This is a genomic window from Paenibacillus sp. EC2-1 (assembly GCF_049311625.1).
Lineage (GTDB): Bacteria > Bacillota > Bacilli > Paenibacillales > Paenibacillaceae > Paenibacillus_AQ.
Genome location: NZ_CP186006.1, coordinates 1,945,733 through 1,957,980, shown reverse-complemented (window position 1 = coordinate 1,957,980; position 12,248 = coordinate 1,945,733). Strand labels below are relative to the sequence as shown.

Sequence of the window (12,248 nt, the reverse complement as noted above, 5' to 3'; positions counted from 1 at the left end):
TTATGAGAATATGAACACGATATCCATTAAAGGATTGAATAAACCTGTCTCTGTCTTAATGAAGGGTTCTGATTATTTTTATCATGACAACTATGAGAAAGCGGCTGCCAACCTAGATGCTTATTTTGCCAGCGGTGGTAACTCTATTGATTCCGCACATATATACTGTGGTGGTCAGAGTGAAGAAGTCATCGGGCGCTATATGAAGGAAAGAGGAAACCGGGATGAGTGGGTCATTTTAACCAAAGGCGCTCATCATGATCACAACGGTCCTCGTGTTACTGCCAAACACATTCGTGAAGATATTACAACAAGCTTTGAACGCCTGCAGACCGATTTCATCGATTTGTACGCCCTTCATCGGGATGATCCGAATATACCTGTTGGTGAAATTGTAGAAGCCTTGAATGAATATGTGAAAGCTGGAACGGTTGGTGCGATTGGGGTATCTAATTGGACCTGGCAACGCATTCAAGCTGCGAACGAATATGCAGATGCGAATGGACTTGCCGGCTTCTCATTTAGCAGCCCAAACCTCAGTCTAGCTAAGCCCAATGAGCCCTTCTGGTCTGGCTGTGTGTCCGCAGATGAAGAAACTTGTGCATGGCATGAAGCGCAACAACTTCCACTCCTGTCCTGGTCTTCACAAGCTAGAGGATTCTTCACCGGAAGATTCTCACCAGAAATCCGTGACAATGCGGATCTTGTCCGTGTATTCTACAATGACGATAATTGGGAGCGCCTAGAACGTGCTAAGCAGCTTGGTGCATCCAAAGGTGCCACTGCAATCCAGATTGCACTCGCTTATGTACTCAATCAACCATTTCCAACATGCGCACTAATCGGAGCTCAAAGTGAAGAAGAACTGCGCTCCTGTGAGGAAGGCGCACTGATTCATCTCACAACGGATGAAATGAACTGGCTTGATCTAAAAACAGATACGCTATAAGCAAATTGCATCGTTTGATAATACAGCAAAGACCCAGATCGGCCAAATATCCGCTGATCTGGGTCTATTCTATTTACTAATCCACTCGTACAATACTCCACTGTTGATTATTCGCTCCGCTTGGTGCGTATTGAATAATATTCGCTTCATCTTGCATTGAATTCGCATTTACATCCATGACTTTGGCGCTATGTTGGCTTGTGATTGTGTAATAGCCTTGTGTTCCTATAGAAAGCTGCCATTGTTGATTAGCTGCTCCCGAATCAGCATACACAATAATATTCGCGCCATTCGCAGTCGAGCCACCGTTCACATCCGCCACCTTACCACTCAGCTTATTGACAAGCTTGAAGGTACCATTGGAGTTCTGAACAATGTTCCAGTGCAGACTATCCTTACTCATATAAGTAAACTGCTTCACCTGAGAACCATTCGCCGTAGCACCATCCTGCACCCCAATTGCTTTCCCACTTGATTTGGAAATAATTTTGTACGTGCCGTTCGGGTCAAATAATGTCTCACTTCCCGTGACTGAGAATTCAGCTACCGCAAGCGCTGTACCATTCACAACAGACAAGGACTCCAGCTTAATATACCTCGCTTTGGTAATGGTAGGCAGATTAATGTTGTTATAGTTGTTCCCTCTAGCATTCGGATTCGGTACAGTACCATTATTAATTACCTTCGTCCAGTTCGTTCCATCCAGACTCACATAGAAGTTATAGTTAACCAACATACCTTCGTCCCATTGATCGAATGGTCTTGCAACATAGGAAAAACCTTTGATATAGAACTCCTTTTTCATATCAATAGTAATCGTCTTATTACCACTTTGTTTGAGTGACTCGAAGAAAGTGCCCGTGTTCTTGTCAAAAGCATTCGCAAGCGGGAATGCCGACTGAGCAGCAGGTGTTGCATTGAATGTCCAATCTGCTGCAAAGATGGAAGCTGCTTTACCGCGAAGCAAATATTTGTCGCTCTTTGGTGAAGCGACTGCTTTGCCATCATAAGCGATAACCTCATATTCATAGACCTGATTAGGCTGAGCCGTTGTATCTACAAAAGTTGAACCATAACTAATCCCCAGCAGCACTCCATTTCGATAAATCTCATAGGCAAGCAATGTATTCGAAGGTTCATTTATTCCGAGGGTTAGCTCTACGCCTACATCAAAACGGTCTACCGATGTAATTTGCGGTTTAGCTCCGTTGACGAAATTCCCAAGCGTACGGGACTTGTCGGTAATCAGCCAAGTTTTGTCCGGCAGTACAGGCAGTCCACTTACCAGATCACGAACTTTTTGAAGATCCATGGATTTGCCGTAGTGCGCATAGTGTGGTGTGACATCCACACCAATAACACGACTCATTGCAACCGCCATCGTCTGCCATTTGTCTAATCCTGCAAATGTTCCTTTTAAAGATTCTTCACGTAAATAACGATTAACTAAAGGATATAACGTATTTAAGCCGTATTTTATTTCAAGCTGATAATTCATCGCTGTTTGTTCGAATACACTGAGTTCGACCGCCTCTCCCTCATTGAACCTTCTCATGGTATCCCAGCGGTTTTCGCGTTCTATTCTTGAAGCAAGGCCGAACTCGCGTTCCATACGTAAGGCGTACATATTATTCGTAATCTCGCCAATTTCAATTGCATAATTGTCAAAGATATGTCCCCATTCATGAGCTTCGCCCCATCCTCCTCCAGGACCAACCACCTGAATGAGTTCTTTGGCAAATCCGCCCGTACGCGGACCATTATTCAAATCGTCATAGGCTTGATATCCTGTAAGTCCACCGCCGGCCCAAGCATGAGCTCCCTTCGTAAACAATCTAGACATCATCATGCTGTTCGGCGCATGGTGAAGAGGATTCGGGTCGTTGGCATCAAAACCTGAATATTCGTTCATGACTCTATAGAATCTCTCCCAAGTCTCTGCTGTATCAGCTATGGTCTGACCACTCTTGGTAAACTGCTCATTAAGCCCCTCTAGTGCAGCTCTCGCACTTGTGGTCGTAATGGTATTATCGGTTACGAGCTCCATGATGTTGTAGAATTTAGGTGGTTGCCCTGAACTTACGATCGTATCGTAATCAAAATATAAGTCATTGTTTTCCACATTACTTACATAAGTTGTGAGTTCTGACATGAAATCGTTCACATTAGTTACCCCATGAACATACATTGGGAACTTCGTCCCACCCACCAGACGAATCTGAGGCGCGTAGGGCTGTTGATTCGGATAGGCTTGGTTTTGCAAATAGATTGCTGCAGGTCTAATCTTACTTCCATCCGTGTCATCGACGGCTAATGGAGGAGCTTTGATGATGTTAATCCCAGGCACCAGATCGTAGACTTTTATCCAGCTTCCCCAGTTTCCTCCTACGGTCAATGCCTGCCCTAACACAAGCTGTGGAAGGATGCCATTATAATCAGCTTTTACATAGACACGAAGCGTTTCTCCAGGCGTGACATAATAGCCTGTGGGAACCATGGTGTGCCTAGAATCCATCTGTCCACGGCTCGCTTCTTGATTAATATTGCCGCGCTGTATTGCAGTAAAGAGCTTATTATCAAACGCCGTTGGTTGATTGACCAGGGTAAGCGCGTCATTCAGAATCGGTATATATTTACTCTCATCAGGATGACCGCTCGCTATATTAATTAAGTTCTGAATGGACGATGTGTTATTGTAAGCTGGGGTTAATTTCGAATAGGTTTGATCCGTAAAGACCTGCTTAAATTGATCTCGAAGGGCATCCGGTTGATGAAAGGAGATTTCGGCGATGCTCGCCCAATTCTCTTTCGCTTGAACGAATTCCATACGGACTCTGCGGGCATCGATGCTTGGAAATTCAAATTCGATGGACGTGCCGATGGCTGAAACGTAAGTATCTTCTTTGAATAGAGTAAAATTCTCACCTGTTTCGGTAGCGCTTGCATATAATTTGTAGTGAAGTGGAAATCCCTTCCAATCCGCGCCTTGACGAACGAGGTATTCGATTCTTGATAGGGTGTACACCTGATCAAAAGTGAAAGTAACCTTGTTCGTAAAGCTGGAGGAATTCGGTGTGCCCGTCTCCCAGTGCGTAGCCGGATTTCCGTCAATGGCTTTATTAAGGGTACTTGTTCCGTAATTGCCACCGTTATTCGCAATATTTGTAACCGAGACCCCACCAATGCTTAACGCTGTCACTGCCCCACCAAATGCGTTATTTACATCTTCACGATCCGTATCCATATCCGCTGCGGTACTTGCATCTTCGCTAGCCATCTCCATCTCTCCAGCCGGATTGGCATCTTCGCTAATCGTTACTGTGTCGATTACTGGATCCAATACTATTTCGGAATCTGAGGCGTTGACGATTGAAGTACTTAGCAGCCAACATAAAGCCATAGTCGTTACTAGCCACCTCATTAATCCATTACTGTGTCCTTTCAATACCACACATTTTCCCCCTTCGCGATATGTTCATCCCATCATACTGCGCAAAGATCGAGAATATTCGGATTGAAAATTCAACATTTTTTTTATTTGGAATATAGATCATATAACTTCCCATAAAAAAAGTACCATCTGCTCTCTGAATGAGTTTCGAGAGCAGTGGTACTTTTTAATGTGGACTAATTTTTCAGGTTACGCAGGATATATATCAAAATCCTTCAACGTTTCGCCTGTTCTAGCCGACTCAAATACAGCTTCAATAATGTTCAGTACGCGCAGTACTTCTTCATTTTTAACGATTGGTTCTGCTGTGCCTTCTATAATATCTGCGAAGTTATCGAAGAAGCTACTAGGTTGACGGAACGCTTCTGGAAGTGAACCCGTAATGGTTGCTTCTTCTGAAGGAGGGGCCATCGTCTTGGTTAAACCTACCCCTGCTTGAATTGGCTTCGGTTCCACTTTTACAGCATCCTGATTTCGAGTAACGATACGACCGTTCATGGACCAGTCTTCAATGATACCCGTTCCTTCGGTACCTTTCACATACCAGCGAGGCAGTGTGATGAAATTCGTCGTTCCTACTTCGACTACAGCAGATACACCATTTTCGAATTGAAGATAAGCCTCAAATCCATCATCTACACCATCACCTAGAATGAAACTAAGTCGGCTGCTCAGACTCGTGATCTTACTGTCAACCATGAAGATCATCTGATCCAACAGATGCACTCCCCAGTCTAGGAGCATACCTCCGCCGAATTCTTCAAGATGACGCCAGTCTCCTGGTATTCCATTAGCTCCATGGACTCTGGATTCGATTCGGAAGAGATCCCCAACCGTCTTCTCATTGTACATTTGCTTGACAGTCAAGAAATCTTCATCCCAGCGGCGATTTTGGTGAACCATAAGTACTCGTCCAGCTTCATCTGCAGCAGCGAGAATCTCTTTAAAGTCACTTACAGAAAGGGTCACCGGTTTTTCACAGATCACATGCTTACCTGCCTGTAAAGCTTTAATTGCCAATTCCTTATGCACATCATTCGGTGTAGCTATAAGAACAACGTCTACCTTAGGGTCATTGAGAACAGCTTCATAGCTCTCGTAAGCAGGATAACCCGCTTCCACAGACGCTTTGCGCCGTTCTTCCAAAACATCATAAGTTCCAGTAACTTCAACTTTCTGATTGTCTTTGATTAGTTTAGAATGGTAGTTTCCCATACCGCCAAAGCCTACAATTACGATAGCGTGTTTGGTCGTTGTCATGGATACACAGCTCCTTTTTAATACATCAGCATCTAATGCGCTAATAAGTCTCTTGATGTTGTTTCGATAAGTTAAGATGCTTCCCTTGTTTATTACCCCTGATTCATGTAAACAGCTTTTCCTGTGCGAGCGGATTCGTAAAGAGCTTCTAGGATTTCAGAAACGACACAAGCTTGTTCAGGTGTTACAACCGGCTCAAGATCTTGATCAACCGCTTCAATCCATTTTCTCATTTCAATATCTGCATCGCTCTCCGAACTACCTGCATAGAAAGCGACTCCGCCAGACTTCAAATCAACTTCATGCGTGTACAAACGGCTGTGTTGTTCTCCGTTAATACGCAGACCGCCCTTCATATCCGCGCCAGCAACGGTACCGCTCAAGCTGCACTTCGCTTCATCCACTTCAAGGGAATTAAGAGCCCAGCTGGACTCCAGCATAACAGTTGCTCCATTTTCCATAACGATCATACCGAATGCTGAATCCTCTACAGTGAACTTTTCTGGGTCCCATGGTCCCCAAGCATTTGCTGCATTCTCTTTTTTCGCAAGCTCGTGATACTTCGTTCCCAAAACAACTTTCGGCTTATAATTATTCATCATCCACAGTGTTAAATCAAGTGCGTGGGTTCCGATATCGATAAGTGGACCTCCACCTTGCTTCTCTTCATCCAAGAATACGCCCCAAGTAGGTACAGCTCTTCTACGAATTGCATGTGCTTTGGCAAAATAGATATCACCAAGATCTCCCGCTTCACATACTTGCTTCAGATGCCAGCTATCAGGTCTATAACGGTTGTTGTATCCAATCGTGAGTTTTTTACCCGTTCTCTTAGCCGCTTCAACCATGCTTCTTGCTTCAGCAGCCGTCTTAGCCATTGGCTTTTCACACATGACGTGCTTACCGGACTCAAGTGAAGCGATTGAAATTTCAGCGTGAGCATCATTCGGTGTAAGAACATGAACAATATCAATCGTATTGTCTTTCAAAAGCTCTGCGTAATCAGCATACACTTTTGCTTCGTCTGTACCAAATTTTTTCGCTGCTTCTTCTGCACGACTTTCAACGATATCACAAAAAGCGACAAGCTCAACATTCTTCAACTTGCTTAAGCTAGGCAAATGCTTTCCGTTTGCAATACCGCCACATCCGATAATTCCTACACGATATACTTTACTCATTCTTAATCACCTTCACTTTTCATAGTTTTTATTTTGTTGTTCCTTGCGATAAGCGCCAGGCGTCATACCCACTCGCTTGCGAAACACAGCATGTAAATAGGTGGCATTCGTAAACCCTTCAAGTTGCGCGATCTGCTCAATCGGTAAGGAGCTTTCCTCTAACCTTCGGCATACGGCTTCCAATCGAATATCCTCAAGCACTTTACTGAATGAACTGCTCGGATTCATCTGTTTGAATACCCGCTGTAACTGCCTTGGACTAATATTCAGTTTCTCCGCTACACTTTCCAGTGTAAGACTAGCTGAGTAATTAGCCTCCATAAAATGAATGGCATATTGATAACGGTAGGAGAGCATATCCCTCACTGGCGCCTCTACTCGAATCCCATCAGAATCGTAAGCTCTTACTGCTTTCACTAAAATACTAACCACTAAATGTTTAATAGAGGTATAGTAGCCTGCGAACTTACCATCACATGCTTGGTAAGCTTCAAGAAAACAACTCATCGCCTTATGCGAGTCATAGGCTGGAATGAGAGGAAGTTGTTGTAACTTCTCGATACACTCCTCGGCCTCTGCGGCTTCCCACGGGTCCACTTCATCTCTTGCTTTCTCCGTAATATTCACGTGCAAGCAGAGCTCATCCATATCTTCCTGCGCATCTGCCTCTTGATAGTGCATAACACCAGGACCTGTTAAGTAGAACATTCCTTCCGATAAGGAGTAGGATTGTTCTTCGAGAATTACCTTACCTTTTCCTCTTGGAATAAAGTGAAATTCGAACTCGGCATGGTTATGAAAATCAACCACTTTTCCCGGAGGAAATTTCGTAAGATGAAACCTTAATACATGAATCTCATAATGTCCCCATGAAATCCGAATATCCAGGCGTTCGAGCATATCCTGCTTCTCAAACATCACTCCATAAGGAAAAGTAGTGCCTCTCTTTAACTCATCCATCGTTCTATGCTTGTAATTCTTCCAGCTTGATTACTTTTCCTTCTGCAACTGAACGATTCGCAGCTTCCATTAACTTTGTCAGCTCAACAGCCATAGCGATATTATCGTCAGCGGTTGTATCGTTCTGGATGTGACCAACCCACTGATGGAATGCACTCTCACGAGAATCGAATACCGGGATCTCTGTCCAAGCTGGTGTCTCATCTTTAGCAAGGTTCGTTTTCAGCAGAAGCTTCTCTTCTGGTGTTCCGAACAATAAAGTTCCTTCGGTTCCGTGAATCTCGATGGTAAATGGTGAATGACTGTTCGCAAAGCCGGCTTCTACAACACCGATCGCTCCTGATGCTGTTTGAAGTGTTGCAACAGCGTTATCCTCAACCTCTTTACCTGTGATATAACCGAAATTTGCACTTACACCCGTAATTTCTTCTCCAAGGAATAGACGGGTCAAATACATCGGGTGACATCCTAGATCGATCAAGGCGCCACCACCGCATTGCTCTAAACTATAGAAATGATCGGGAAGCCAGCCGGCAAGAGCTCCACCATGAGCAAGGCGAACTTTAACATATGTAACTTTGCCAAGCAGCCCTTGATTCAGCACGTCCTGAACAGCTAAGGTATAACCGTCATTTAAGCGGGGTAACGAGACCGTTAACTTAACGCCTTGCTTCTCCGTTTCAGACACAATTTCATTGGTTTCCGCGAGCGTAGGTGCAACCACCTTTTCAGTGAAAATATGCTTACCTGCCTTAGCAGCAGCGACCATAACCTCACGGTGTCTATTCGTAGGTGCATCAACAATGACTGCGTCGATATCCTTTTGAGCAAGCATGTCATCTAAATGATCATAAAAAGGAACTTGCAACTTCTCGGCAGCTTTCTTTCCGCGAACCGGATCTTCGTCCCAAACTGCAACGATGTCTGTATCATCATGTTCCTGCGCTTGTTTTGTGTAATCCCAAGCATGAACGTGCCAGTAGCTAATCTTGCCGATTCTAATGCTCACTTCGCCTTACCTCCCGATATATAATATCCTGACATTCACCTATAAAGGTATCACATCACGAATCATTTTTTTAGTAGAAGTATACGACAAACCATATATAAAATTACGACATGTCACAGATAATTCAATACTCCCTAGATGTATAATCTCAAGGAGCTTCGTTCATCGTGTCATTTGAATACAAAAAGAGCAGCATCCTAATAATCAATACGGATGCTGCTCCATAATCAGATCAAAACTTCTTATTTCTTCGTTCCTTTAAATGAGAAGGATAGACGATAGCTTCGATCTGCATAAAGTGTATATTCTGGATGTGGCTTCGATCCCCAGCTGTCATCACCACCAACACCCATTTGCTGGCTCATTACGCGTACAACGGTTTTATCTGATGTTGGAAGTTTATAGGCATGATCGCTAGCCTCAATCTCCATTGGTGTAAATGGAAGTACATTCAATTCAACCTTCGGCAGACCTTGAATTTCCATTCCAAGCCCTTGATTGTTATGAATGGACGCATAGCGCACCTCTGTTTTGTTCCCACATTCCTGCGGGCGGAGATATGGAACCCATTGATCTTTGACCAATCCTGAGTAAAGCCCTATCTTCGCACCTGTATTCCGGTCTGAATAGTTCTCAAATGGGCCTTTTCCATACCAAGTCAACGTATCGAAGGATCCTTCCAGCTCGAACATCATTCCCACCTCAGGGATTTCGGACAGATCTGCCCCTGGTGTTAGCTCTTGCTGTACCTGTACTGCTCCCTCTCCATTTACGGTGTAGGTCAATATACAAGTAGACTCAGGTGATGTTGGTAACGAGTACACCACCTCGATCGTCACGATGTTCGCACCCTGCTCACAGGTTAGGTTCTTCAGTGTTCTTTCCGCACTTGCCGTACGCCATACACCGCTGCGCTCCTCCAGATTGTTACCTCGGTCATTGTCTATCAATGCACGCCAGAAATTAGGAACTGGTGTCTGCTTCATAAACTCCGTATCTGCATACATGTACGATGTTAGAGCGCCTGTCGCTTTATCAAACTTCAAGGAGAAATCATCACCACTTACGCTAATAAGCGCATCTTGTTCCGTGATTTGTACTGGTTTTCCAGAATTCTTGTCCTTGTTTATAACTTCTGCATCGTCGCCTACTTTTAATACAAATTGTTCGAAGGCTACCTCGTGGCCTTTATCAGCCCATAATTGCTCTTTTTTCAACACAAAGCTAAGAGTCAACACATATTCATCACTGAATTCTCCACCGGAGCAAGCCGCTAGTGCCTCCGAAATCCCGACAGCTACTGTAGCACCAGGTGCAATATCAACCTGATGGACTCCCTCAGCCACAGGCTGTCCATTCCTTAACACATTCCATTGTAAATCATAGTCAACCAGATTCGTAAACAGGTTCCGGTTCGAAATACTTACCGTCTCTTGATCATAATCAATCGCGGAAAATCTAACATTTTGATAGCATTTCTTCACTTCATAAATTTTCGGGGTCACCGTTCGGTCTGCAAAAATCAATCCATTTCCGCAGAACGTTCCGTCATTCGGGGAATCCCCGAAATCTCCGCCATAAGCTAGGTACTCTTGTCCATCTTCATTTCGTGTAAGAATAGCCTGATCGATCCAGTCCCAGATGAAGCCGCCTTGGAGCACCGGATAGCGATCAAACAACTCCCAGTAGGTGCTTAGTCCACCACAAGAATTCCCCATGGCATGACTGTACTCACATACGATAAAAGGCTTCTGTGGATTGCTCTTTGCATACTTCTCAATGTTTGAGACATGCGTATACATCTGGCTCTCAATATCTGATGCTGCCTCTGAAGCACGATAATGAAACACACCTTCATAATGAACGATACGTGATGGGTCTGCTTCTTTAAAGTACTCGTACATATGAATAAAGTTATCCCCACCAAACGATTCATTACCAAGAGACCAGATCACGATGGAGGGGTGATTCTTATCTCTCTCAACCATGGATTTACTACGATCCAGCACATTCTCCCGCCATTCGGGTTTGCTGCCTGGTAGGGTATCTTCCAATTCCTTTTGCCCGTAGGTCCAAGTTCCGTGGGTCTCCAGATTCACTTCATCAATCACATATAATCCGTACTCATCACAAAGCGAATACCACTTCGGATGGTTCGGATAATGCGAGGTCCGCACAGCGTTAATGTTATATGCTTTCATGAGCTTTATATCGGCCAGCATTTCGTCTTCACCGATCGCCCGCCCCTTCGTTTGGGAGAACTCGTGTCTGTTTACACCTTTGAACTCAATGGTTTCCCCATTTATTTTCATTAAACCATCTTTAATTTCAAAAGAACGGAAGCCAACCTTTGAGCTAATATATTGTACCGTCTGACCATCCTGATCTTTTAGTTCAAGGACAAGTGTGTACAGGTGAGGAAACTCTGCGCTCCATTTCTTAGGTGAACCTACCTCAGCCCCAAGTTCCAACACTTCCTCCGGCTTCGTACCGATTGAAACTTGCTCAGACAGAGCACTCGTCCATACGGGATTATGTTCCTCATCATACAGTTGGACTTCCAGAGTAACGCTGCTATGATCCGTTTCACTGTAGTTATGGATGCGAGATTTAACAGATAGTGAGCCATGTTCATAATTGTGATCTAATCCAGCAGTAACGTGGAAGTCATAGATATGAACATCCGGAGCCGTAAATAAGTATACATCCCGGAAAATCCCACTCATCCGCCAGAAATCCTGATCTTCTAGCCAGCTTGCATCACTCCAGCGGTATACTTCCACCGCAAGCTTATTCTCACCAGGAACAAGATACGGCGTCAGATCAAATTCAGACGGCGTGAAGGAGTCCTCACTATATCCTACAAGTTCTCCATTAAGCCAAATATAGAAAGCGGATTCAACCCCTTGAAAGCTAATAAATACAGGCTGATCCTTCCAATCTTCTGGCACCGTAAACGTGCGGATATAAGAACCGACTGGATTGTATTTCGTCGGAGCATAAGGAGGTTTTAGATCCTCTTGCTCAACCCACGGATAGATCACATTCGTATAATGCGGATAATCGTATCCTTGCAGCTGCCAATGTGATGGTACCGGGATTTCGGCCCAAGCATCGGAGTTATAATCTTGTTCATAAAAATTAACGATTCGGCTATTCGGATTCTCTGCCCATGCAAACTTCCACATTCCGTTCAAAGAACAGTAGCTACGGGACTGCTCCAACTTTCCTGCTAAGGCCTCTTCTAAAGAATCGTAAGTAATCATGGTTGAATGAGCATCCATACGGTTCAACTGGAAAGTCTCCGGATTATTGTTCCATTCGGGATAACCATTTGAAGGGGGCTGGTAAGCTAGCTTTTGTTTATTCAAGTGGTGTCACTCCTGTTCGATAGTTTTATGTAAATGAGGTATTCTATTACTATATTCATATTATAGA

General features: G+C 44.2%; 7 protein-coding genes. 1 reads left to right on the top strand and 6 read right to left on the bottom strand.

Features of this window, described 5'->3' with window-relative positions:
* The first annotated feature begins 10 nt into the window (after window positions 1-10).
* The gene (locus tag ACK8P5_RS09190) at window positions 11-949 is read left to right on the top strand and encodes an aldo/keto reductase (protein ID WP_422660638.1); all 939 of its coding nucleotides are present in this window, start codon (window positions 11-13) and stop codon (window positions 947-949) included.
* A 76-nt stretch (window positions 950-1,025) separates the two neighbouring features.
* Here ACK8P5_RS09190 and ACK8P5_RS09185 read toward each other — a convergent pair whose 3' ends face one another.
* The 6 genes from ACK8P5_RS09185 to ACK8P5_RS09160 form a co-directional block, all read right to left on the bottom strand.
* On the bottom strand, window positions 1,026-4,400 hold the full coding sequence (locus tag ACK8P5_RS09185; RefSeq protein ID WP_422660637.1) for a discoidin domain-containing protein: 3,375 nt from the start codon (window positions 4,398-4,400) through the stop codon (window positions 1,026-1,028).
* A gap of 189 nt (window positions 4,401-4,589) precedes the next feature.
* Window positions 4,590-5,660, bottom strand: coding sequence for a Gfo/Idh/MocA family protein (locus tag ACK8P5_RS09180; RefSeq protein WP_422660636.1), 1,071 nt, complete (start codon window positions 5,658-5,660; stop codon window positions 4,590-4,592).
* Between the two features lie 92 nt (window positions 5,661-5,752).
* Window positions 5,753-6,841: a Gfo/Idh/MocA family protein gene (locus ACK8P5_RS09175; RefSeq protein WP_422660635.1), complete on the bottom strand. Its 1,089-nt coding sequence runs from the start codon at window positions 6,839-6,841 to the stop codon at window positions 5,753-5,755.
* A gap of 12 nt (window positions 6,842-6,853) precedes the next feature.
* Complete coding sequence (locus tag ACK8P5_RS09170) at window positions 6,854-7,801, bottom strand: helix-turn-helix domain-containing protein (protein WP_422660634.1); 948 nt, start codon at window positions 7,799-7,801, stop codon at window positions 6,854-6,856.
* 4 nt (window positions 7,802-7,805) lie between these two features.
* Window positions 7,806-8,810, bottom strand: a complete 1,005-nt coding sequence (locus ACK8P5_RS09165; RefSeq protein ID WP_422660633.1) for a Gfo/Idh/MocA family protein — start codon at window positions 8,808-8,810, stop codon at window positions 7,806-7,808.
* Window positions 8,811-9,052: 242 nt separating this feature from the next.
* Window positions 9,053-12,181 (bottom strand): glycoside hydrolase family 2 TIM barrel-domain containing protein, encoded by a 3,129-nt coding sequence (locus ACK8P5_RS09160; protein ID WP_422660632.1) that lies wholly within the window; start codon window positions 12,179-12,181, stop codon window positions 9,053-9,055.
* Window positions 12,182-12,248: the final 67 nt, after the last annotated feature.